We start from the raw sequence: 23,069 nt of genomic DNA on the forward strand, positions 1-23,069 counted from the left end.
AACACTTTGATACGACAAAGGCCCGCAATATGAGAGTTGCGGGCCTTTGCTTTTATATTGGCAGAATTTGTTGCTTTAAAAGCTATTACTTGCTCATTTGGATCAATGAACGACCAATCAACCACTCAAGCTCTTTGTCACCACCCGCACCAAACTGGCTTTCAACCATTTTGTATAAGCGGTCAATACCATTAGCAGCAAATTCTTGCGCATTTTCAGCGGTGACAATGTGATGGAATAGCAGTCGTAAAATCGCGAGGAACTCAGCATCTTCCAGCGCTTTAATCCAACTTTGTGAAAATGCATTTAATCCTTTATCAAACTCTAAGTGTTCAATAAACATTTTAAAGATACGGCCATCCAGTGCGGCGGTGAAGTCCGTTTTCTTAGGGAAGTGATGGCTAATACCGGTACGCGATATACCTGTCTGCTGGCTTAGCGTCGTGTACGACATTTTGTCGTAACCTAATCTGAGTAGCTGATCAATAACGGCATCCATGATCTTTTGGATAGTGATTTCGGTATCTTCTTTACTACGCTTTGGCATATTTTAAGCTCTTCTCTTTGTAAATCCATCTAACTCACTATTAAATGAGGCCAGAATGAAATCATTCTTAGCATTATACCCGGCTCGCCGATGCGGTTCGATTAGCGAAAACCTAGAAATCAGGTTGCTAAGCACTGCACTTGAAAGCGCTTTGGGTATATGTATTGCGACTATTTAATATCATGTCGAGTTCCAAACCATAACGTCTTTACACTGCGTAATGTGTAATTTTCAGTTATGTTTTTGTCAATACATGCTACTCAAAATAAGGCGAAAAGTTAGTCTCATCAAAACCTTGCGCCAATTATTCATCGAAACTATTCAAAGACCAAGAATGATAATTATTAAAAATAATCAATCAAGAAATAGTCTTATAAATTAACCATTAGTTCAACTGGACTGAGCAAAATCTCGTCACTATGTTCGTTAATTGATTTTAAATGTTGATATATATCACATTAACGTTCTTGATGATTTAGTAATCCAATCTTTAACCCTTACTTAACAAGTGCCTACTCTGTTCCTTTTTTACGCAAAAGTCGTCATTTTTGTAGATACAGATCAAATACCTGATAGAATACCCTTAGTATTTACAAGAGGATTCGTTATGAGTGTCGAATTAGAAAAAAACCAAGTATGTGAGGCCTGCGGCTGTGCTGGCGAGATAGGCTTTATCATCAAAGAAGGTGACGAAGTTGCCGACGTAACGGTTTTCGCACAGACAAAAACAGAGCTAGAGTCTGAACTACAAAAATACATCGAGCTCGCTAAATCAGTATGTGCTGATGTTGAATACAATGTTTCAGAAATAACCGAAGAATCTAACCAAGCGACGGCTCGATTCAAATTTGAAGTAAGTGCTGAAAAACTTATCTTTGAATTAAAAACTCGCTCACTCGCGCGTTAATGAAAAAAGCGAGCATGATGCTCGCTTTTTATTTTTCCAATCTCTTAATCTTAAACCGCTCTAAATGAAACAGACAACTTCGGCGCGTTTATTTATCTTTTTTGAACACGGCCCACTTTAACGAGCCATTGGTTTCAAAATCGTTCTCAGCGGTACACATCAGTAATACGCCTTCAACATTAATCACGGCCCCTGTGGTGTAGGCTTTATCATCGTAGTAACAGATACGCTGACCTACCTTACCGTCAGCAACTATTAGCGCTTTGTTTTCTGGTGTACTGTATGATTTAGCAAAAACGGAACCCGACAGCAGTACTGCAAAAACACCAGCGGTAAAAATAGATACACTTTTTAACTTCATGAAAATCTCCCTCAAACCTCAATAATACTAACAAGGACCCTTGTGAAGTTCTTGGAAGAATCTCATATTATTCAAATATCTACTGATATTTTTCTCACCTCTACACTTGGGTCTGCTTCACATTCAATCATTTAATTTATCTCATTTTAGTAAGCTTGAAGTTACTTAGCTCAGTAAAGAAGCGCACTTTTAACGTGTATCTCTAATTTGAATATTTAAGTTATGAATCAAAAACTGTGAGCAAAAAATGCATAATAGGTTTATTTAAGTATAAGATAAGCACCTGTTGATCTCGGTATTTAACTAACTCTTTGACTATGCGTTTTGTTTCCCTATGCCTTACTTCAATCCTACTCTGCTCGTCTCCTTTGGCATATGAGCTAGATTACTATTCTAAGTTTGGTCACATCGATAATTACGGCAATCTTGATCTTAGAAACAAGCCTTACACCCAACTACCCTCTGGCCTAGTGGTAAAGGGCAACTTAAACATCTCACAAACCCCTATCAAAACCTTGCCTAAAGGGCTTGATGTTGAAGGCAGTCTGGAAGCAACTAACAGCGCACTCAAAGTTATTCGCTCAGGAACAAAGATAAAAGGCTATGCAAACCTACTAGGTAGTAAGATCGAAAACTGGCCTAAAGGCATCAAACTAGGCGGTTACCTAAATCTGACAGATACACCGTTAAAAGCGCTTCCAGCTAAACTTCGAGTAAAAGGTGATCTAAGTGTTATTCGCACTCCCATTTCTGAACTTCCTGAAGGATTGGTGGTTGATGGTAATCTTTATATTGGAGGATCAGCGCTGAAAGTATTTCCAGACACAATGACGGTGAAAAGGAATATCTATTTAGGTGGTAACAGGATCACCAAATGGCCTAGCAATTTAACCCTTGGTGGCGCCGTCGCACCTTAAAGAGCAGATAAACAAAAGCCCCGTCAGACCGAGGCTTTAAGGCATTCTGAATCAACGAGTTCAGTGACGAAGATTACTCTTGGTTATTCACAGGATTAGCATAGCTCGCCACCAAATAAGGTCTTGCGCCTTCAGGTAGCTGATCCAACTTATCCGCGAGATGACGCTTAACCGCTTCCGTAATGATGCTCGAATCTTCATGCCCAGCAGCTAACAAGTTGATTGGGTACAATTTGTAGTTGTTGTGAATTTGGCGGTCGATTTCACCAGCAAGAGATTCCGGCGTTTCAAACTCTTGCTCAATCACATCACCAAACGCAACATGTACACGGCCTTTATAGCCAACGATACCTTGAATGATGCTTTCGATATCTTCAAATTCGCCTTTTTCATAGCGGCCATTTTCTGCTTTTTCGTACAGCTCTTTTGCTTTGGCAATGTCACATGGATCATTTTCATAGGCAATCGAGACAGGAACGATTTTCAGAGAACGCGTGTACTCACCAAAGCTGATCTTTTGTTTACGACCTTCAACATGGAACATTTTTAAAATCGCAGGATCAGTAAAGTCGTTTCCATCTTTAGCACGACCTTCCTTTTGGGCAATCCAAATTGAATTGCCAGTATCAAGCGAATGTTTGATATAGCTTGACAGTTGTCCCAATGCTTTCATCATTTCTCTAGGCGCTTTAGCAGAGCGCTTAACGATGAAGCTCTTATTGAGTCGCATCAATTCTGTCGCACATGGCTTCTTCAGCAGGTTATCGCCAATCGCTATACGAACTGTACGGTGCCCACTTTGGTACAAGCCATAATTTACGAGCGCAGGGTCCATCGCAATATCACGGTGGTTAGAAACGAATAGGTATGACGTGTTTTTATCCAGCTTATCCAAACCAGAAAAAGTGACGCCATCCGTTGTCTTATTCAATGTATCTTTCAGATACTTCTTCACTTCAATCTGAATTGCTTCGACAGAATCAAGCTTGCTCCACTTGGCTTTCAGGTAGATGCGCAGGATCGGGCTCATTAGCGTTTTGAACCATGCTGCTTTATTAGCAAAGCGATGTTCTAGGATAGCAGTGATAAATTCATCATCTTGGATTAGACGATCCAGCGCTGCTGGAATTTCTTCGTCGTTGTAAGGACGAATTTCAATATAAGGATCGGTATTGGCTGTCATTGTTCATTACATATCAAAAAAAGCTGGCACATTTTACGCATAGTTTTGCTGACAAGCAGCATTTCAACCCATACTTTTAACATGGTCATACCAGTTAAGCCACCATTTATCATGCTAAAAAATTCTCTCAGCCGGTTGGAATCGTATGGGTTTAACGTTACCCTTAGCGCCAAAAAACACTGGTACTCATAATGAACTACGCAATTGAATTTCACGACGCTAAATACCCCTTTCTTGATGTAGCTGCGCGTAAAAAAGCACTGAAGCACAGTCTACTATCTGTCATCGAAGGGTTAGCCGTCATTAAATTGGGTAAGCAGGAGTATGCCATTGAACCAGGCCAATATTTTTGGATTCCTCAAGGATGTTTGAGCTCCCTCACCTTTTTACCTAATTCTCGTGTATATCGTTGTGATTTTTCTGTGCGTTTAAATGACGACTTCTCACAACAGGCGGGCTTTGTGAAGCCTTCACCGCTACTAAAAGCGCTCGTCGAGAAGCTAGCAACAACTGCCGAACGCTCGGATCTGCAAACCGATCTACTGACAGTAGTAAGACATGAAGTATTGACGCTGTCTCCTAAACTAGCGCACTCAACGTTAACGAGAACCATCAATCAATGGACTCCTGGCTGTGACATGAATATTTCTAAAGAGCTTTGCTTGGTACTAACACTACGTGAAGCAAGAAAAATGAAACTGTCGGGGAAGAAGGAAGAGCAAATTGTTGACTCTCTTTTTGCTGGTAACACCGAAGAATATGAACAGCTTTGCTTTTTAGTCTTTGGAGAAGTGCTATAACTTGCTCTTTAACAAGCTACGTGTTCAGCATTACGTAGAATTACGGACACAGAAAGTAGATTAAAACAAAAAGGGCGTACATTGATAATGTACGCCCTTTTTTCATTTGCTTGAGGTGTCTAGAAAGGTACCTCTATCTGCATCATCCAGTCAGCGTCATAATATTCGTGCCAACGATAATCAAACCGCATTCTTGGCTGTCCGTCGGATTTATCACCAAAACCAACGCTGAACATCAACCCGTGACTACGAAGCCACTCTTCTGTATCCATTTTACTCTCTTCGTCTCGAAGCTCTTCCGGCATCCAAAAACCAAGACCAAAGTAATTCTTTTCTAAGTTTTGAGTTAGAAGTGGGGTGTCTTCCGGCTTAATCGCCCACTCCTCCCAATAGTTTTCTGTTGGTCCTTCAAGCTTCGCTTCCGCTGCATACCAAATCAATGCTTCAGTACTTAACACGCCGATGGAATCTAAAATTTCTTCACAGATAGGAAGAGTGTTATCTTCAAACACCACGGAACGATCAGAAAAATAGTTACACGCGGAATGAGCTTGTGTCACCACAAGCAGCGCACATGCACTAAATAAAACGACTCTGACCATGAAAATCTGACCTCTCAGTTCCCAGACAATGTTTCTCTGTATAAGCCTTTACTAAGTAATAAATCACGTACGGAAGGTGTTGTATAGGCGCCGATATCTTCACCCTCGGCCAATGCTTTGCGAATATCTGTGCTTCTGACTTTTACTTTTTCAGGACATGCCATAACAGTCCAACGTTCCGTAATCTCTTCAGCTCTACTAAATTTAGCAAATTTGAAGAAATTATCAGGACCAATGACAAAAGTTATATCGGCAGTTGGGTAGATTTCTTGAATTTTTTCTAACAACGCATAGGTCGTCACACTTTGTCCAGGTTGGTATAAAGCTTGCTCTGCATCAGAACGCTGAACATTAGAAAGCCCCATATCCTTGATGAACACATCAACCATTTTGCACCGAGTTGGGTAATCAAGCATGTTCTTGCCCCAAGCGTGTGCAATGCTTGGCTCAAGTAGCACAAGATCAAAGTGGCTCAAAGACTCAATAACACTTTTATGCCCTAAACTAGGTGGGTTAAATGCACTACCAAAAATGGCGATTTTTTTCATATCCGGTGATTACCTGGTTGAAGAGAGTTTTCTAATCTGATGATTTCGGTATGATACTACTAATCTTTACAGCTTTTGACCCTAAAGTCGCGTTTAATGAGCCTCAACTGTATGGTTTATCACCATTTGAGCAAATGTGCTTTAGAGTCTGAAATATTTGCAGGAAAAGGAACCCTAAATGGAACAATCCATCCGTGACGAAATGCGCGTACTCCCTTCAATTGATCCGCATTTTGAAATTGAACGCCGTGTCGCTTTTATTAAGCGTAAATTGCAAGAAGCGGGCTGTAAGTCTCTTGTTCTTGGCATCAGCGGTGGCGTTGACTCAACGACATGTGGTCGTTTAGCTCAGTTGGCTGTAGACCAACTAAACGAAGAAGCGGGCAACAATAGCTACCAATTTATCGCAGTTCGTCTGCCTTACGGGGAGCAAAAAGATGAAGATGAGGCTCAGCTCGCTCTGTCTTTTATCCAGCCAACCCATTCTGTATCGGTGAACATCAAAGCAGGTGTTGACGGGCTTCATTCGGCTTCTCACGTTGCATTAGAAGGCACAGACCTTCTACCAACTGATGCAGCAAAAGTCGACTTCGTAAAAGGCAATGTAAAAGCGCGTGCTCGCATGGTTGCTCAATACGAGATCGCGGGCTACGTAGGCGGCCTTGTTCTTGGTACTGATCACTCAGCAGAAAACATCACTGGTTTCTACACTAAATTTGGTGATGGCGCTTGTGACATGGCACCATTGTTCGGATTAAGTAAACGCCAAGTTCGTGAAGTGGCTGCTACATTGGGTGCACCTGAGCAACTAGTGAAGAAAGTGCCAACAGCAGACTTAGAAGAGCTTGCTCCACAAAAAGCAGATGAAGATGCCCTAAGCTTAACTTACGAGCAAATCGACGATTTCTTAGAGGGCAAACCCGTTCCACAGCAAGTAAGTGACCGTCTGGTAGCGATTTACAAAGCAACGCAGCACAAACGCCAGCCAATCCCGACGATTTACGACTAAGCGATATTTTCAGCTCTCTTTAAAACTCAAAACGCTGCTAAAAATAGCAGCGTTTTTTTGTCTAGGAACAGTTTTTGTCGAAGGACAAAGACGTTCTCGCCTAGTTGGTTACTGTTACGTCCGTCTCTGGCACAGCACAACACGCCAATACGGTTCCCATTGCACGTTCCTCATCTGTCAACGCAGGCACGTCCGGATGATGTACTTGACCCGACGTAAGCTGAACCTTACACGCGCCGCATAAGCCAGCACGACAGCTATTGCTAACAACCTTCCCTGCGTCTTCAAGCTGATCTAACAACGTTTTCTGATTATTCCCTACAACTTTCGTCCCATTGAAATCGATCGCTATGCTCTTCTCTGGTCTTGAAGTGACTGAAGATACGCCAAACGCTTCTTGATGGTAGTTTTCTTCTGGCAGGCCTTTTCTTAGCAGGAGATTTTTCGCTTTCTCCATAAAACCATCAGGACCACACACAAACACTTGGCGCTGTTCAACATCTTTGATTTGCTTAATGTGTGACAAACTTAAACGCCCTTTCAAACCAAACCAATCAACAGCAGGTTGCGTTAAACAGACTTTTACTTCTAGCCCTGGGTGCTCACGCTTTAACTGCTCCAACTCTGAGCGACAAGGAATAGCATTCTCGGTGCGACATTGATGGTAGAAAACCACGTTATCCAACTGATTGTGATCCGCTAAGTAACGCACCATTGATAACATTGGTGTTACTCCGCTACCCGCAGAGAGTAACAGCAGAGGCTGCGCTTCATGCGTTTTAAGGTGGAACTGACCGTCAGGTTGTTCTGCCTCTAAAACATCACCGACTTGTAAGTTGTCTAAGAGTGAGTTAGAGACTCTTCCACCCGCGATACGCTTTACAGAAATAGCATAACGACCCGGGCGAGAAGGACTGGATGATAAGGTATAGCGTCGACCCACTTTCTTACCATCAATATTCACCTCTATTGGCAGGTGTTGTCCTGGCAAGTAATTAGGCAACGAGCCTTTGTTTGGCTCTAACCATAAGGTCACAAAGTCTTGGGCAATTTCTTCACGCTCAACACATGTAAGCTTCATGCGCACTGGCGAGTTATCTGCGTAAAACTCCGGCTCTTTGTACTCCAATACTTCAACTTTATCGCCTTGACGAATAATGCCTTCATTTCGCGCGACAAGATTCTGGCCAAAGAACACACCACCGACATCGTTTGCACGGAACTGTTGCAAGGTTTTGAGCGGCTCTTTGCTCTCACGGAATGTGCCTCTTTGGGTATTCACCGTAGTCAGGATACAGCGCTCGCAAGGTTTGAGAGACTCAAACTCTACCTCACCGATTCGTATGCGCTTCCATGAATCTTCTTCAAATGGTTTAGTATCAGAGACAACTAAGTTAGTACGAAACTGATCCATTGAGTGTAGTTCTGAACTTCTTCGGTTCAGCTCATCAAGTGAAGCTTGACTGATCACTAAAACCGGATAACCATCAGCAAAACTGACGTTTTGACCTAGCTTTTCACGGACACGATTCGATTGCTCACCACTAAATAACAACTCAACGCGCAGCCCCAACACACGACTAAACCAGTCATCTGCATCATCTGTCGTGGTATAGGCAGTAAATGTATCTTTCCAAACCGTTGCAGGTGTCTCCTGCATTTTGAAATCTTGGTAACGGATTTTAAGTGGCTCCATACCCAAACTACTAAACACCACTCCATCGGACAATAGGGCAGACTTAATGGTTACCATTTGCGGATACTTTCGCGCAGTGATCATCGAGCCATCAGCTTTCGCAATCATAAAGCGACGATCGAAGCTCAATCCTTGCTTCTCAACCCATACGGACGACAGCGATAATCCGCCAACTGACTTAACCGGAAAAACATTAATTTGGGATAAAACGGGTTGCGACATGGCCTTCTTCCTACGGGTGTTTTTTATTTGTTGCGGTATTGTATACTCAAATCACATTAAGTTGCAGAGTCTACTGCCTCTTCATCCATCGCAACTTTCTCGAAACCATATTCTTATAAATTTGGTTTTAGTGACAAGTATTTACTACACTCAATATTCGCGTTTTTTAACACCGTTCTGACCAAATACCGTTTGATAAAGTGTGATACGACACACATAATTCACCCAAGTTATCACTACTCCCATTTATCGATTTGGAGCTTAATTATGGATACAAGAAAACTGGTTCTGATTTTGTTATGTATCTTTCTTCCGCCTGTCGCGGTGTTTATGGAGAAAGGTCTAAATAAAGACTTTTTGATTAATCTAATATTGACGTGTTTCTTCTTTCTACCAGGTACGATCCACGCGCTTTGGTTAACAATGAAGTAACCACTTACACTCTCACTCTTTATAAAATTGAAAAATGGGATGAAATATGAGGGCAATTCCTCTATCATCCTGTCGCCTAAGCGCAAGCGTTTGCTCAAAAGCAAATACGGCGCTTAGGCTCCAATCAGACAACTTTTCAATGGTGGGAGCAATTAATGACAACACTGACTATCACTCGTCCTGACGACTGGCACGTTCACTTACGCGATGGGGAAGTTCTTAAAGACACCGTTCGCGACATCAGCCGCTACAATGGCCGTGCGCTGATTATGCCAAATACCGTCCCACCTGTTACTACAACTGAGCTCGCCCTAGCCTACCGTGACCGAATTCTCAAAGAGCAACATGGCGAACAGTTTGAGCCTTTAATGGCGCTTTACCTTACAGATAACACGACACCAGACGAAATACGTAAGGCTAAAGCAACCGGACACATTGTTGCTGCCAAGCTCTATCCTGCTGGCGCCACAACAAACTCAGATTCCGGTGTGACCAATGCGAAAAACATTTATCACGTTTTAGAAGCAATGGAAGAAGTAGGAATGTTACTTTTGGTTCATGGGGAGGTAACACATCACGATGTTGATATATTCGACCGAGAAAAAGAATTCCTTGATACCGTCCTCGCTCCTATCGTCAATGATTTCCCTAATCTTAAAATCGTACTAGAACATATCACCACCGCCGACGCAGCAAACTTCGTTAACAATGCCTCAGACAACGTAGCGGCTACCATCACTGCCCACCACCTTCTTTTCAACCGTAACCACATGCTTGTGGGTGGTATTAAACCTCATTTCTACTGTTTGCCAATTCTTAAGCGCGGAACCCACCAGCAAGCGCTGATCGAAGCAGCAACTAGTGGTAGCAAGAAGTTTTTCCTAGGTACAGACTCAGCGCCACATGCGAAAGGGGCAAAAGAATCGGCTTGCGGTTGTGCTGGTTCTTACACTGCACACGCTGCGCTAGAGCTTTATGCAGAAGTCTTCGAAAAAGAAGGCAAGTTGGAAAACTTGGAAGCTTTCGCAAGCTTCAACGGTCCTGATTTTTACGGCATTGCACGTAACACAGATACAGTAACGTTAGAAAAATCCGCTTGGGATGTGCCAGAAACGATGCCATTTGGCAATGATATCGTTGTGCCTATTCGAGCAAATGAACAGATCGAGTGGAAAGTGAAGTAAGTACTTTACTGACGTTTCACCCATAAAACAGGGTCATGCTTTTTGTAAAAAGAAGTCATGACCCTTGTTATTATCGTCTCATGTTTTAGATGTGATTATTGACCACGAAGCTTTTCAACCATCGTCCATACCGCAACCACAACCAACCCCGCCACAAAGCCGATAATACCGTTCAGTAAAATAGGCAAAATGGCTGTAGCAACCGAATGACCACTAAAGTTCATAATAATCGGCTCTACAAAGTGATGAATGGCTGGCACGTTGTGCACCACAATTCCTCCACCCACCAAAAACATCGCAGCAGTTCCTACAATGGTTAACAACTTCATCAACTTTGGTGCAAAAGCGACCAAGGCCCCTCCGACTTTCGCTACCCAACCTTTACCGTTTGAGCGACTTTCAAGGTAAAGGCCTAAATCATCTAGCTTCACAATCCCAGCGACTAGTCCATAAACTCCAACCGTCATAATCACTGCAATTAAACTGACAACTAAAATTTGCGTAACAAGACTGGCTCCTGTCACGGTACCTAACGCAATCACGATGATCTCTGCTGAAAGGATAAAGTCTGTTCGAATCGCACCAGAAACTTTACGCTTTTCATACTCTTCTATCGACTCGCCAGTATTAACTAGCTCCTCTTTTTCTTCGTGCGGATGCGAGTGAGGAAACACTTTCTCAAGTACTTTCTCTGCCCCTTCAAAGCAGAGAAATAAGCCGCCAATTAGCAATAATGGCATAATAAGCCATGGAATAATCGCGCTAATAAGTAAAGCTGAAGGAACTAAAATCAATTTATTTTTGAATGAGCCTTTTGCAACCGCCCAAACCACTGGAATCTCTCGCTCAGATGCAACACCAGACACTTGTTGAGCGTTTAACGCTAGATCATCTCCCAATACACCTGCGGTTTTCTTTGCCGCCATTTTTGACATTAAGGCGACATCATCAAGCACCGTGGCAATATCGTCCAACAGTGTGAGTAAACTTGCTCCAGCCATTTTTTGTCTCTTATATGAAATTGAGTAAGTAACAAAATGTAACACCAATGAATCACTCATCAAAGTGATGATTTTGCAAAGAATACCACCCCAAATGGTGTTTTATATTGCCGTAAAGATAAGACAGGTCTAGTCTTGTGATACCTTTCAGCAGTCAAAAGAAAAAGTATAGATGAAAAGTGGATACATTTACCCGATCGGTACTCCTGGCCAACCTTGGACCGAAGAAGAACGTAAAGCTTGGTTAGCAACGCAAGAAGTAAAACGTAGCTACCAAGATGAAGTCGTCAGTAAAATCGATGCCCTACGCGGGCATTTTGATGTTGAACAATATGGTGCGCTCTCATACAACGAGGCACGCTTCCCTCTGTTTTGTATCAAAACACGCAATTGGGATTCAACTAAACCTGTTGTGTTGGTCACAGGCGGCGTGCACGGTTACGAAACCAGCGGTGTACATGGCGCATTAAAGTTTGTAGAAACGGAAGCAGAGCGCTATGCAGAGCATTTCAATATTGTCGTTGCCCCCTGCGTAAGCCCTTGGGGTTACGAGGTGATCAACCGCTGGAATCCAAACGCGATTGATCCAAACCGCTCTTTCTATAAGGATAGTCCTGCCGAAGAATCCGCTAACCTCATAAAGCTAGTTGCAACTTTAGGCGATGTGTTAATGCACATTGATCTACATGAAACGACAGATTCTGACGAAACTGAGTTCCGTCCAGCCTTAGCTGCTCGTGATGGTATTGAGTACATTGAAGGTATGATCCCAGATGGCTTTTACACGGTGGGAGATAGTGAAAACCCTCAGCCTGACTTCCAAAAAGCGGTCATTGAGTCAGTTGCAAAAGTGACTCACATTGCACCAGCAGATGAAAACGGCGAAATCATTGGTTCACCCGTCGTACAGTTTGGCGTTATCAACTACCCAATGGTAAAACTGGGCCTGTGTGGCGGCGTAACAAATTGCGTTTACGGCACGACAACGGAAGTGTACCCAGACAGCCCAACGGTGACCGACGAAGAATGCAACGATGCGCAAGTTGCAGCCGTAGTTGGTGGTTTGAATTACGTACTAAGTAAGCTCGAATAACACAGGTTAACAATAAAGCAACTGACGATGTCTTTGAATTGTGAATCAGCTTTACTTTGCTCCAAAAGCAAGTTGAGACATTAATCCGCTAGTTTATTAGAAATTACCGCATTAACATCGCTAACACTGAAGATGCGAAGCATCACGACTTTATGACGCTATTTTAATGCGGTATCTAATAAATCCTAAAATACAAACGACATCTAGACATCATCGTCACTACTAACTCCTCTTCCTGAACAAACTATCGTCATACCATTTAAATCAAACCTCAACCAACGAGCTTCTGAAGCGAAAAACATCCTTAAACAATAAGAAAGCTTAATGCTCTTTGGCTTTATTTTTTAATCACTTACCCAAAAGCACATGCATTAGCCATTGCCTTGTTTTTATACGCGATTGATCTTTTTAGAGAAACACATATGAACCTCATTGCTTAACCGAAAAAACAAAGATATAATGAAAATAATTATCATTTGCATTTTAATTTTAAATCGAGAACCTCTTTCTCTTTGCATTGAAAGCGGCACTTTTCTTTTGCTAGTTAATCCAGTTTTAAAGCCAAATCAGCACGTTGAATTTTTAGGTATGGCCTAGTGATACTTTGAGGGCTGGATTGTGACCTTAATGTTTATAAAAAATAACTTGGTTATGTTTTGTTGGAATTTAGAACCTATATGCGAATAGATATTCATTATTCGTATTCCATCCCCAAGTCATAAGTTAAGAGAAACTCACTTTATTTTGGGGCAGATTCTGTATGAGTATTCACGTAGTAAGCCTGTTTTTTATACTGTGCTTAACTTCAATTTTCGTCGGCGCAAACCAACTAGATTGGTCGTTATTGCTGACCATGGATGACAAAGCTTGGCTACCGATTACTGCTAGCAGATTACCAAGGCTAATCGCACTAATTCTTACCGGATCTGGTCTCGCAATATGTGGTGTTATTCTTCAACATATTGTTAGAAATCGTTTTGTTGAGCCGGGCACCACAGGCGGTATCGATGCGGCAAAGCTCGGTATTTTGGTATCTATCGTCATGCTTCCATCCTCAGACAAGCTTGAACGTATGCTCTTCGCCGTACTATTTTGCTTCGCCGCTGGCCTTATCTACATTGCCATCGTACGAAAAATTAAATTCAGTAACTCTGCGTTAATACCTGTGATTGGGCTTATGTTTGGTAGTGTACTAAGTGCTATAGCGGAGTTTTATGCTTATCAAAACAACATCTTACAGAGTATGTCCGGTTGGTTAATGGGAGATTTCTCCAAAGTGGTCCAAGAACACTATGAAATAATTTTCTTGATTTTACCTATCACCCTACTGACTTACTTATATGCACATAAGTTTACTGTGATGGGAATGGGCGAAGATGTTGCGTCCAACTTAGGAATTAATATTGCGTTCACTGCCGCCTTGGGTCTAATGCTAGTTTCCGTGACAGTTGCTATAACAGTGGTGACCGTAGGTGCCATTCATTTTATCGGTTTAGTCATACCTAACCTAGTCGCACTAAAATATGGCGATCACCTTAAAAACACCCTACCAATCGTTGCACTAGGCGGCGCTTCGTTACTTATTTTTTGCGATGTCATAGGCAGAGTTGTTGCCTTTCCTTTTGAAGTCCCAATTGGATTAACAGCCAGTGCTATCGGGGGAGTCATGTTTCTTGTGTTTCTTTTGAAAGGAGCACGAGTATGAGATCACATTACTCAAACATGCGAGTGAGCATTATACTCGTTTGCATACTGTCTATCGCCTTTATCTTTACAAGCTCTGGGTGGGATTTTGATTACGTCATCCCTAAGAGGCTGATTAAACTTGGTGCCATAGTTATTGGGGGCAGCTGCGTGGCCATCTCTGCTGTTATTTTCCAAGCTTTAGCTGGTAATCGTATTCTTACGCCATCCATTATGGGATATGAGTCGGTTTATCTGGTTTGGCAAACCCTACTCTTATTACTAGGGGGCACTTCTGGCATTGCTACATTAGGTGTTGTCGGTAATTTCGCTGTCTCTGCAATACTCATTCTGTTGTATTCCTTAGCGATTCAATCTTGGGTACTCAATAGATTTAAACATGACATGCACCAAGTTCTGCTGATTGGCTTTGTTTTGACAATGGTGCTGACAACTCTTGCTCAATTTATCCAGCTCAGAATAAGCCCTGGAGAATTCTCTATCCTTCAAGGGCTCAGCTATACCTCGTTTGAGCGAGCGAAACCTTCTACGTTACTTTTTTCCAGTATTGCGTTAAGCGTTTTGGCACTCTTTGCTAACAGATGGTCACGCGAGCTAGATGTGATAGGTCTAGGTCGAGACCAAGCGATGTCATTAGGACTAAATGATAAGCAATATGTACCAAAGTTCTTTGCTGTAATCGCCATTTTAGTAGCAATTTCGACGAGCTTGATTGGCCCAACGGCTTTTATGGGAATTTTTATTGCCAATATTGCTTATTCCGTTACTAGCGCACCGAACTACAGACACATATTGCTCGTTGCTTGTGCTATTGCAATTGTCATGTTCTTGTCTGGTCAACTTCTGGTAGAGCACTTATTTAACTTTAAAACCACCGTCTCTATTTTGGTGAATGTCCTTTGTGGGGGATATTTCCTAGCCATCACGATAAGAACAAGAAGCCAAATATGAAAACTGTTACTCGCCTGTTTAAAGACAACTCACTGACAAAAAGGAAATACCCCATGTTTAAGAGCCCCCTACGTTTGAGTATCGCGCTTGCTTGCTGCGCTCTAGGAACCTTATCAGGTTGCGAGCCGGAAATAACTAAAATTGAAGATACTCAGCCATTAGAAAAGCTCATCGTGATTGAACACAATCTCGGAGCAACTACTATTTCTCATCGCCCTCAACGAGTGGCAGCATTAGATATGAACGAAGTGGACTTTTTAGATCAGCTAAATGTTCCAATCTCAGGAATGGTGAAAGACTTTGTTCCTCACTTTCTAGCGAAATACAAAGACACACCTGAGATAGCGGATCTTGGTGCGATAGTTCAGCCTAATATGGAAAAGATCTATGCCCTAAAACCAGATCTCGTATTGATGACTCCGCTACATGCTAATCAGTATGAAGAACTCTCTCAACTCGCTCCGACTTTACATTTTGACATCAACTACCGTAATAGTCGTGACCATCACGTCGATACCATTAAGAAACACCTTGTAGAGCTTGGTGAGATCTTTGAAAAGCAGGAGCTAGCCCAACAGAAAGTTGCCGAAATCGATGCAAAAGTCGCAGAAGTGCGCGCTGTTACGAAAGAGCGTTCTGAAAAAGCTTTGGTTGTCATGCATAACAATGGTGCTTTCAGCTCATTTGGCGTTGAGTCTCGTTATGGCTTCGTTTTCGATGTTCTGGGGGTAAAACCAGCGAGTGAAAAAGTGGAGACAGGTTTGCATGGTCAGCCAATTTCTAGCGAGTTCATTAGCCAAGCTGATCCAGACATTCTTTACATCATTGATCGAACAGCAGTAATGGAAGGAAAGCCTGTCATTGATGCGGAACACTTAGCAAACCCACTACTCCGTCAAACCAAAGCATGGAAAAACGACAACGTCGTTTTTGTTGATGCCGATGCTTGGTACATCACTTCAGCAAGCATCACATCTCTGAAAATCATAATTGAAGACATCCTAAAAGGTTACCAAAGCTAAATCTAATAACAATGAGTTGGATCTTAAGTAATTCAACACTCAATCGACGTCAGAACGGATGTGAGCTAGCCCAAACAAAGAAAAGGAATCTATAATGACTCATGACTATCATCAGATAGCGATGGACTCTTCACAGAAAAACAAACCAAGCCCATGTCATATCGCCCTCTTTATTTCACTTCAATTTAGTACTTTTGTCGTACCAATTAGTATCGCTCAAGCTGAAGAAGTCGTAGATGAATCAATGACAGTTTATGGTGAAGCAAACAGAGTTTATGCCGCTGGCAAAGTTTCTCACGCGAGTAATATAGGAATGCTTGGCGACAAAAACTTCATGGAAACGCCTTTCAATACGATTGGATACACAGAAAAACACATTCAAGACCAACAAGCACGCGATATCTCAGATGTAATCTCAGCTTCTGATCCCTCTGTTTTCACCAGCGGTGAAACCGGCTTAAACAAAGAAAGTTTCAAAATAAGAGGTTTCAACTCAGACATTAGCGACGTTATGCTTAATGGATTGTATGGTATCGCTCCTTATTACCGAACCTCTCCTGAAATGTATCAACGTATTGATGTACTTAAAGGTCCTGCTTCTTTGCTCAACGGTATGCCACCGAATGGATCTGTTGGTGGCACCATCAACTTAGTGACAAAAAGAGCACAAGAAACACCAATCACATCTTTCACCGGCAGCTACTTATCGGACACTCAATTCGGAGGACATATCGATATTGGACGTCGCTTTGGTACAAATGAAGAATTTGGTATTCGTTTCAACGGTGCATTTAAAGATGGAGACACCGCGATAAACAACCAAAGCAACAAAACTCAACTTGCATCATTAAGCCTTGATTGGCGTAATGACATTGCTTTCCTTGAAGCAGATTTTTACTACAGTACAGAGCGAGTTGAAGGTGCAAACCGTGGGTTAAGCATCGCTTCTGGTCTCAAAATCCCATCACCTCCTCCATCTGACACATTATTGACGCCAAGTTGGGCCTACAATGATAGCGAAGATAAAGGGATGATGATTCGCGGGGAGCTAAGCGTTAGTGACTCTGTAACTGTATACAGCGCATTGGGTGGTAGCCGTACAGATTTTCATTCAAATGTACCGCAACGAATCAAAATCATCGATAACGAGGGTAACCTAGAGGTATCTCTCGGATCAGTTAAGCTTGAGAACAAACGGACTTCAGGTGAGATAGGTGTTCGTAGCAACTTTGACACTGGCCCAGTAGAACACCACCTTGTACTGAATAGTACTTACTTTAGAGAAGATAAAAATGATTCTCCAACAGGTAATAATAATCCAGCCCCTTGGAACTCGAATATTTATGATCCTGTTTGGGGACCAGAAAATTCAGTTTACGACAACTACTATGGTTTACCTATCGATTCAACTCAGGTCAGCTATGGCATTGCCGATACGTTATCTTTTGTTGATGGGAAATACCAAATCACGCTCGGCTTGCGTTACCAGAGCATTGATTATGAATCTGGAATAATAATGAACGGAATGTCGCTTCCTACCACCAAGTTTAAGGAAAGTACTTACACTCCCGCACTTGCAGCATTATACAAAGTTTCGAGCTCAGTTTCGCTTTATGGTAACTACACCGAAGGCTTAACGAATGGGAAAACAGTAGGCTCTAGCGCTGCAAACGCAGGAGAGGCTTTTGAACCCCAAAAAACCAAACAGACTGAAGCAGGCGTGAAGCTTGACCTGGACGGCTTTGCTCATACGTTCAGTTTATTTGAGATTAAAAAGCCAAATGGGTACCAAGATCCGGATACCAACATTTTTTCTTTCGGTGGTGAACAGCGCAATCGCGGTATTGAATGGGGGTTCTACGGCACACTATCAAAGGACTATACACTCATCGGTGGTATCGCCTATACAGATGCAGAGATTACAAAAGCAACAGATGTGACAGAGGAGGGGAAACAAGCAACTAAGCTACCCGATTTACAAGCTAAACTCGCATTAGAATGGAACCTCCCTGCGATGCGTGATCTCACGCTTATCGGCCAAGCGAACTATATGTCTGAACAATACATTGATGCACAAAACACTCAGGCATTACCTGCACAGACTATTCTTGATCTTGGCGCACGCTACAACTCAAAAATTGCTGAAACAAGCGTGGTTTGGCGCCTTAGCGTAAACAATGTACTGGATGAAGATTACTGGACAACCACCCACTATGCGGACCTAGCTCTTGGCGCATCACGTACAGTGATGCTGTCAGCTACTGCGGATTTCTAATCCCTCCACCTCCCCTTTAGCCTGCCTTCTAAGGGGGACTTACTCCCATTTGGCTGTTCATGAAAATTCACAACAAATCAAAGGAAGTACTCATCTTCAACATTCAAGCAGACAAAGAGCTCGCAACACCTACGGCCAAAGTTAATTCAAAACATAATCCATCAACGTCCACTTCCATAGGCTTTATATGAAAAACGATAAGAGCTCAATATGCTCTACCACGTTCTCCTTATTTTCGCTTGATAGGCTAGATAAGGTGACAATATGATAAGTAAAATCAGCCAACATTACGTTACGCCTAGCTTAATGCCAGCCTTAAAGCCATCGATTAAGAAGCTTGCTTTGGGAACGTTTTGTGAAGCACTTGCCGCTGTGGCAAAAGTTGGTGCACTGCTATGCTTGATAAACCTTATCGATAAATTTGCAAACCAATGGATTTACGGTGCCATAGGACTTTGGGCGGCTAGCGCACTTGCCTCATCAGTGGGCTCGTGGTTAGTTCATGATGCCGAGTCGCAGTTTTCCACTCGATTACGTCGCCAAGTTGCTCAGCACTTGACGCGCTTGCCAAGCAAGACCATCTCTCAATATGGTGATAATCAACTGCGTCGCATAGTTTCCGAAGACATCAGCACGCTTCACCACATGGTTGCGCATTTGCCTTCAGAACTCGTGACATTCATTGTCGTACCCGCAACTTCTATTTTTATCATGTTGAATCTCACAGGTCCGGTAGCGATGCTTACTCTGCTCCCTGGTCTAATTGCATCATTGTACTACCTACTCTTTTTACCTAGGTTCGCCGCTAAACATGGCAAAGAGCGCATGACAATAATGGGTGATATCGTTACCGCAGTAAACGACTACACAAGAGGTATCCGAGTAAATCGAATTTACGGCACGCAAGCAGGAGCACTCGACAGCTATAATGATGCCACAAGACGCTTTACTCACGGCATAGTGAAATGGGTTGGTAGCGTTGCCCTTCCAGCAGCAATTGCTACCGCATTACTTCAAGCGGTTTCGACTTTCGCAATGGCCTATACCATTGGCTATGAATTAAGTCCCGTGGCAATGGCGTCGCTATTCTTTTTTGGTTTGGCCGTCGTATCACCCGCACTGAAGCTTGACCATGGATTGGACTACGTTAACGCAGGAAAGAATGCTGCAAAGAACATCAGCGACTTTTTACAGCAACCACAAATAGAAAGTGGCAGTTTGAGCGCGGGAGAAAAACCGCTATCACTACAAGCATCAAATATCGTAGTGGCTAATGGAACTGTTAATATTATTGATAACTTCTCCCACTACTTCCCACGGGGTTCATTTACAGCCATCATGGGGCCTAGCGGAGCAGGCAAAAGTACGTTACTACGTCTATTAGCAGGTCAAGAAACACCTCTTTCAGGCTTCGTTACCTTAGGAGGCAATCAACTGTCTAAACTCTCTGAGATATCCCGATACTCCGCCATACGCTATGTACCCCAAGATATCGGTGTACTCAAAACTACCATTAGGCAGAATTTGAAACTATCAACGCCAAGTTCAAGTGACGACGAGCTGAACCAAGCTTTGCAACAAGCTCAATTAAAGATTGACCTCAATTCTGATGCAAGCGTGCTTTCAGGAGGCGAGCAACAACGTGTCGCAATAGCTAACACATTTCTAACTCAAGCCAACGTTCTATTACTGGATGAACCAACCAGTGCTCTCGATAAAAATACGGCCTTCACTGTGATCAGAAATCTCGCGAAGTTTGCGAAAACACAAGACAAGATATTGATCATAATTACTCACGACTCAGAACTCGCGAAACTTGCAGACACTACATTGATGCTCAACAGAAAGGCTCAACGACAGGATGAAGAAGTATGACGGCTCACAATACCCTCTATTCCAATTCGACAATTCCACAAAGTGCAAAGCACCGTCTATATCGAGTCGCTATAGGTTGGGGACTAGTTGCATTATTTGAGGCAACGGCTTACACATTTCTTGCAATATCTATTGTCGAACAAGCTTCACCATTGAACGTCATAATAGCTGCTGTTCTAACTGTGATAGTTACCGTTATTGTAACTCGTTCTGGATTTCTCTCTGGTGCGAAACTGGCTGGGGATCTTTATTCATCAGTAGGTCATTCGCTCAGTAAAGCAAAGTTAGCTTGGTTTAATGATCAGCATAGAACTCAGCTCACTCAACTAGCAGAACGAGGAATACCTGGCTTTATGGCCATTCCTGCTCATCAGCTACAAACATTTTTACACGCTCCAATGTTACCCATATTTTTAATTATCGGTATTGGGGTCGTTGGAGGAGGTGAAATTGCACTACTCAGTGCCGTACTGTTACTAGTTGCACTGCTCGTTCAGTACAAGGCGCAAAGATACCTAAGTCGCTCAGATAGCGACCGACATGACGCAGAGCTTCAAGCGACTAAATCAACACTTGAGCTCATAGATCACCTTGAGTTACTTCGCTCAACAGCGGGGCCTGAGCGCTCAATCGAGCGTATTGAACAGAGTTGGCACGCACAAGAAGAAGCTCATTCAACTATTAATCGTAACGCTTCTATCGCAACCTTAGTATCAGGATTGGCAACGATTTTACCCCTTGCAGGTATCGCCATCTATCTCGTCTTAGAGCCGATTACTCAACCCTTATTAGTCTTGGCTTTATTGATATTGATTACCCGTGCAGCTGCACCTTTGGGTGAACTCGCGTTGGCAGGCTTTGCGATTAACGACGTAAAATCCTCAAATAAAAATTACGCTCAGTTAACGAATGTCCCTGTTCTGCCTGAGCCTAATCCTCAATTTGCAACCTCCCCCAAAAACCATAAGTTCGAACTGAACCTTGTGGGCCATTTAGATCTCTTTGAAGATGCTAGCACGGAGATCAAACAAGGTGATACCGTCGTCATCAATGGAGTCAGTGGCAGTGGCAAAAGCACTTTACTGGGCCTGTTTCTAAGGTTTGATGATCCTGACCAAGGTCTTATTTCGCTCGGAGGGATAGATCTAAAGAATATCCCTTATGACGTGCTCACCCAGCACATAGCCTATGTTGCTCAAGAACCGGTCATTTTTACTGGCACATTGGCGGATAACATTCGGTTAGGTAATCCCAATGCAAGTGATTATGAAGTTGAGAGCTTTGCAAGACACGCACAATTGGACAAACTTATTGACTCATCTCCTAAAGGAATACATCAAACAGTAGGACAAAGAGGCTCAGGGTTGTCAGGAGGTGAAAGACAGAGAGTCGCAATTGCGCGAGCTCTCATTAAAAAGGCGCCAATCCTCATTTTCGACGAAGCGACGGCAGCATTAGACGAAGCAACCGAAAAAAGTATTGCTCAACATATTCAAACATTGAACTCGACCGTGATTATTGTGACGCATCGCGATCAGAATATATGGTCACCCACATTGGAACTCACGATTGAGGGTAGAAGAGTTATAGTTGCACAGTACAACTCTACTTCCTTGAAAAGTAGGGACAAATTGGCGGCTGAAGAAACTAATAACAATCAATACTTAAATCTAAGCGGTGTCAATTGAGTTTTTTGTCACTTTAGCACATTGTATCATCTAAAGAATCTTACAGGCATGTTGTAAAGCAATAATAATAAAGCGAATTCTCAAGGTTATAATTCTGACTCAATCTGACACAAGATAGACGTAAGTCTTTCCAATACCATCAGCTTTTCGAGTCGGTCATCATACAGCGCATTGTCAATTTTTTTAAAATAGACTCTACACTTTTACAACAATCGATTCTTGTATTGCTCCGGTGTCATGCCGGAGTATTTCTTGAACATCGCGATAAAAGGGCTAGCTTGGTTATAACCTAACGTCAGAGCGACTTCTTTTACGGTCTGCCCTTTACGCAGCAACTCCATAGAATGTAAATATCGCACACGTAAGCGCCACTCAGTAAAGCTCATGCCCAACTCACTCTGGCAATGTCTCGCTAACGTGCGTTCTGTAGTATGCACTTTTGCCGCCCACTCCGCCAAACTAATTTCATCGGTTGGCGATTCTTCTACTGCTTTTAAGATTGGCTGAAGATATTTGTTGTCGGTTGTCGGTAAAAAGTGATGTTCCACTTCTTGTTTCGCCAGTTGATCCAACAACACTCGCACCAAGCGTTTGTCTTCATCGCTCTGCGCGACGTTAATGTCACGCTGACGAAAGTCCTCAATGATGGCAGAAACGATGGGGGTGACTTTGATTAAACTGGTTTTGGTTGGAAAATGCGCCGTCAATTCAGGGGCAATGTTCAAAGAACAATATTCGATTGGCTTACGGTTGTAGCTAGTGTGACGAACTCCGGCGGGAACCCAAATAGCAAGATGTGGAGGTGCTAGAAATCTTGTGTCTTCTGCATCCATCTCCAGAATCCCACCGCTGATCAGTTGCACTTGCCCCCAAGGGTGGCTATGAATTCGTGTTTCTGTATTAGAGAGAAACGCTTCGAAATTCATAAATACATCTGATGGCGCACGATCGATTGATAAGGAGGGGTGAAGATTTCTGGCGCTCTTTTTCAAAATTGTCTTCCTATCGCTTACGATGTCTTTTAAGAGATACTTTTTATTATAAAGACCTGC

At 42.7% G+C, this 23,069-nt stretch carries 21 protein-coding genes; 13 read left to right on the top strand and 8 right to left on the bottom strand.

Annotation, left to right across the window (positions count from 1 at the left end; translation table 11 throughout):
- Positions 1–85 precede the first annotated feature (85 nt).
- Positions 86–547, bottom strand: coding sequence for a TetR/AcrR family transcriptional regulator (locus R7Z10_RS00645; protein ID WP_005385033.1), 462 nt, complete (start codon positions 545–547; stop codon positions 86–88).
- A gap of 607 nt (positions 548–1,154) precedes the next feature.
- Here R7Z10_RS00645 and R7Z10_RS00650 point away from each other — a divergent pair.
- On the top strand, positions 1,155–1,454 hold the full coding sequence (locus R7Z10_RS00650; protein ID WP_005375307.1) for a YfcZ/YiiS family protein: 300 nt from the start codon (positions 1,155–1,157) through the stop codon (positions 1,452–1,454).
- An 88-nt stretch (positions 1,455–1,542) separates the two neighbouring features.
- Here the strand turns inward: R7Z10_RS00650 and R7Z10_RS00655 are convergent, their stop codons facing one another.
- Positions 1,543–1,815 (bottom strand): YnjH family protein, encoded by a 273-nt coding sequence (locus tag R7Z10_RS00655; protein ID WP_053307874.1) that lies wholly within the window; start codon positions 1,813–1,815, stop codon positions 1,543–1,545.
- Positions 1,816–2,132: 317 nt separating this feature from the next.
- Between R7Z10_RS00655 and R7Z10_RS00660 the strand changes: the two genes are divergently transcribed.
- On the top strand, positions 2,133–2,732 hold the full coding sequence (locus tag R7Z10_RS00660) for a hypothetical protein (RefSeq protein WP_042521566.1): 600 nt from the start codon (positions 2,133–2,135) through the stop codon (positions 2,730–2,732).
- A gap of 73 nt (positions 2,733–2,805) precedes the next feature.
- Here R7Z10_RS00660 and R7Z10_RS00665 read toward each other — a convergent pair whose 3' ends face one another.
- Positions 2,806–3,915 carry a 1-acyl-sn-glycerol-3-phosphate acyltransferase gene (locus R7Z10_RS00665; protein WP_005385027.1) on the bottom strand — a complete coding sequence of 370 codons (1,110 nt, stop codon included), beginning with the start codon at positions 3,913–3,915 and terminating at the stop codon, positions 2,806–2,808.
- Positions 3,916–4,106: 191 nt separating this feature from the next.
- Here R7Z10_RS00665 and R7Z10_RS00670 point away from each other — a divergent pair, with 191 nt between their 5' ends.
- Positions 4,107–4,715 (top strand): AraC family transcriptional regulator, encoded by a 609-nt coding sequence (locus tag R7Z10_RS00670; RefSeq protein ID WP_170890005.1) that lies wholly within the window; start codon positions 4,107–4,109, stop codon positions 4,713–4,715.
- A gap of 119 nt (positions 4,716–4,834) precedes the next feature.
- On the opposite strand, the gene R7Z10_RS00675 is transcribed toward R7Z10_RS00670, so the two are convergent.
- Complete coding sequence (locus R7Z10_RS00675) at positions 4,835–5,317, bottom strand: hypothetical protein (protein ID WP_017635276.1); 483 nt, start codon at positions 5,315–5,317, stop codon at positions 4,835–4,837.
- Positions 5,318–5,331: 14 nt separating this feature from the next.
- The gene (locus R7Z10_RS00680; RefSeq protein ID WP_053307875.1) at positions 5,332–5,865 is read right to left on the bottom strand and encodes a nicotinate-nicotinamide nucleotide adenylyltransferase; all 534 of its coding nucleotides are present in this window, start codon (positions 5,863–5,865) and stop codon (positions 5,332–5,334) included.
- A 178-nt stretch (positions 5,866–6,043) separates the two neighbouring features.
- On the opposite strand from R7Z10_RS00680, the gene nadE reads away from it, so the two are divergent.
- Positions 6,044–6,874, top strand: a complete 831-nt coding sequence (nadE, locus tag R7Z10_RS00685) for an ammonia-dependent NAD(+) synthetase (protein WP_005375299.1) — start codon at positions 6,044–6,046, stop codon at positions 6,872–6,874.
- Positions 6,875–6,974: 100 nt separating this feature from the next.
- Here the strand turns inward: nadE and R7Z10_RS00690 are convergent, their stop codons facing one another.
- Complete coding sequence (locus R7Z10_RS00690; protein WP_318103658.1) at positions 6,975–8,792, bottom strand: hybrid-cluster NAD(P)-dependent oxidoreductase; 1,818 nt, start codon at positions 8,790–8,792, stop codon at positions 6,975–6,977.
- A gap of 267 nt (positions 8,793–9,059) precedes the next feature.
- Here R7Z10_RS00690 and R7Z10_RS00695 point away from each other — a divergent pair, with 267 nt between their 5' ends.
- Positions 9,060–9,224, top strand: coding sequence for a YqaE/Pmp3 family membrane protein (locus R7Z10_RS00695; RefSeq protein ID WP_005375297.1), 165 nt, complete (start codon positions 9,060–9,062; stop codon positions 9,222–9,224).
- 155 nt (positions 9,225–9,379) lie between these two features.
- The gene (gene pyrC / locus R7Z10_RS00700; RefSeq protein ID WP_005385019.1) at positions 9,380–10,408 is read left to right on the top strand and encodes a dihydroorotase; all 1,029 of its coding nucleotides are present in this window, start codon (positions 9,380–9,382) and stop codon (positions 10,406–10,408) included.
- A gap of 95 nt (positions 10,409–10,503) precedes the next feature.
- On the opposite strand, the gene R7Z10_RS00705 is transcribed toward pyrC, so the two are convergent.
- Positions 10,504–11,409 (bottom strand): DUF808 domain-containing protein, encoded by a 906-nt coding sequence (locus tag R7Z10_RS00705; RefSeq protein WP_017821242.1) that lies wholly within the window; start codon positions 11,407–11,409, stop codon positions 10,504–10,506.
- 172 nt (positions 11,410–11,581) lie between these two features.
- Between R7Z10_RS00705 and R7Z10_RS00710 the strand changes: the two genes are divergently transcribed.
- The 7 genes from R7Z10_RS00710 (at position 11,582) to R7Z10_RS00740 (ending at position 22,017) form a co-directional block, all read left to right on the top strand.
- Positions 11,582–12,502, top strand: coding sequence for a M14 family metallocarboxypeptidase (locus R7Z10_RS00710; RefSeq protein WP_054578652.1), 921 nt, complete (start codon positions 11,582–11,584; stop codon positions 12,500–12,502).
- Between the two features lie 760 nt (positions 12,503–13,262).
- Positions 13,263–14,207 (top strand): ABC transporter permease, encoded by a 945-nt coding sequence (locus tag R7Z10_RS00715; RefSeq protein WP_033906772.1) that lies wholly within the window; start codon positions 13,263–13,265, stop codon positions 14,205–14,207.
- Positions 14,204–15,157 (top strand): iron chelate uptake ABC transporter family permease subunit, encoded by a 954-nt coding sequence (locus R7Z10_RS00720; RefSeq protein WP_053307879.1) that lies wholly within the window; start codon positions 14,204–14,206, stop codon positions 15,155–15,157. Before R7Z10_RS00715 ends, R7Z10_RS00720 begins: the two co-directional genes overlap by 4 nt.
- Before the next feature lie 53 nt (positions 15,158–15,210).
- Positions 15,211–16,179: a siderophore ABC transporter substrate-binding protein gene (locus R7Z10_RS00725; protein WP_054701806.1), complete on the top strand. Its 969-nt coding sequence runs from the start codon at positions 15,211–15,213 to the stop codon at positions 16,177–16,179.
- Positions 16,180–16,273: 94 nt separating this feature from the next.
- Entirely contained in the window at positions 16,274–18,454 is a 2,181-nt protein-coding gene (locus tag R7Z10_RS00730) for a TonB-dependent receptor (RefSeq protein WP_318103661.1), read from the top strand.
- 264 nt (positions 18,455–18,718) lie between these two features.
- Positions 18,719–20,329, top strand: a complete 1,611-nt coding sequence (locus R7Z10_RS00735; RefSeq protein WP_318103663.1) for an ABC transporter ATP-binding protein — start codon at positions 18,719–18,721, stop codon at positions 20,327–20,329.
- Complete coding sequence (locus R7Z10_RS00740) at positions 20,326–22,017, top strand: ATP-binding cassette domain-containing protein (RefSeq protein ID WP_318103666.1); 1,692 nt, start codon at positions 20,326–20,328, stop codon at positions 22,015–22,017. Before R7Z10_RS00735 ends, R7Z10_RS00740 begins: the two co-directional genes overlap by 4 nt.
- A 203-nt stretch (positions 22,018–22,220) precedes the next feature.
- Here the strand turns inward: R7Z10_RS00740 and R7Z10_RS00745 are convergent, their stop codons facing one another.
- Complete coding sequence (locus tag R7Z10_RS00745) at positions 22,221–23,009, bottom strand: helix-turn-helix domain-containing protein (protein WP_025768515.1); 789 nt, start codon at positions 23,007–23,009, stop codon at positions 22,221–22,223.
- Between the last annotated feature and the right edge of the window lie 60 nt (positions 23,010–23,069).

The organism is Vibrio sp. Vb1018, assembly GCF_033338775.1.
GTDB lineage: Bacteria > Pseudomonadota > Gammaproteobacteria > Enterobacterales > Vibrionaceae > Vibrio > Vibrio alginolyticus.

Excerpts from the sequence above, each read along its gene's own strand:
- R7Z10_RS00725 (WP_054701806.1), top strand. The coding sequence starts at position 15,211 with ATGTTTAAGAGCCCCCTACGTTTGAGTATCGCGCTTGCTTGCTGCGCT.
- pyrC (WP_005385019.1), top strand. The coding sequence starts at position 9,380 with ATGACAACACTGACTATCACTCGTCCTGACGACTGGCACGTTCACTTA.
- nadE (WP_005375299.1), top strand. The coding sequence starts at position 6,044 with ATGGAACAATCCATCCGTGACGAAATGCGCGTACTCCCTTCAATTGAT.
- R7Z10_RS00670 (WP_170890005.1), top strand. The coding sequence starts at position 4,107 with ATGAACTACGCAATTGAATTTCACGACGCTAAATACCCCTTTCTTGAT.
- R7Z10_RS00720 (WP_053307879.1), top strand. The coding sequence starts at position 14,204 with ATGAGATCACATTACTCAAACATGCGAGTGAGCATTATACTCGTTTGC.
- R7Z10_RS00680 (WP_053307875.1), bottom strand. The coding sequence starts at position 5,865 with ATGAAAAAAATCGCCATTTTTGGTAGTGCATTTAACCCACCTAGTTTA.
- R7Z10_RS00740 (WP_318103666.1), top strand. The coding sequence starts at position 20,326 with ATGACGGCTCACAATACCCTCTATTCCAATTCGACAATTCCACAAAGT.
- R7Z10_RS00710 (WP_054578652.1), top strand. The coding sequence starts at position 11,582 with ATGAAAAGTGGATACATTTACCCGATCGGTACTCCTGGCCAACCTTGG.
- R7Z10_RS00660 (WP_042521566.1), top strand. The coding sequence starts at position 2,133 with ATGCGTTTTGTTTCCCTATGCCTTACTTCAATCCTACTCTGCTCGTCT.
- R7Z10_RS00695 (WP_005375297.1), top strand. The coding sequence starts at position 9,060 with ATGGATACAAGAAAACTGGTTCTGATTTTGTTATGTATCTTTCTTCCG.
- R7Z10_RS00705 (WP_017821242.1), bottom strand. The coding sequence starts at position 11,409 with ATGGCTGGAGCAAGTTTACTCACACTGTTGGACGATATTGCCACGGTG.
- R7Z10_RS00690 (WP_318103658.1), bottom strand. The coding sequence starts at position 8,792 with ATGTCGCAACCCGTTTTATCCCAAATTAATGTTTTTCCGGTTAAGTCA.
- R7Z10_RS00645 (WP_005385033.1), bottom strand. The coding sequence starts at position 547 with ATGCCAAAGCGTAGTAAAGAAGATACCGAAATCACTATCCAAAAGATC.
- R7Z10_RS00655 (WP_053307874.1), bottom strand. The coding sequence starts at position 1,815 with ATGAAGTTAAAAAGTGTATCTATTTTTACCGCTGGTGTTTTTGCAGTA.
- R7Z10_RS00650 (WP_005375307.1), top strand. The coding sequence starts at position 1,155 with ATGAGTGTCGAATTAGAAAAAAACCAAGTATGTGAGGCCTGCGGCTGT.
- R7Z10_RS00665 (WP_005385027.1), bottom strand. The coding sequence starts at position 3,915 with ATGACAGCCAATACCGATCCTTATATTGAAATTCGTCCTTACAACGAC.
- R7Z10_RS00715 (WP_033906772.1), top strand. The coding sequence starts at position 13,263 with ATGAGTATTCACGTAGTAAGCCTGTTTTTTATACTGTGCTTAACTTCA.
- R7Z10_RS00730 (WP_318103661.1), top strand. The coding sequence starts at position 16,274 with ATGACTCATGACTATCATCAGATAGCGATGGACTCTTCACAGAAAAAC.
- R7Z10_RS00675 (WP_017635276.1), bottom strand. The coding sequence starts at position 5,317 with ATGGTCAGAGTCGTTTTATTTAGTGCATGTGCGCTGCTTGTGGTGACA.
- R7Z10_RS00735 (WP_318103663.1), top strand. The coding sequence starts at position 18,719 with ATGATAAGTAAAATCAGCCAACATTACGTTACGCCTAGCTTAATGCCA.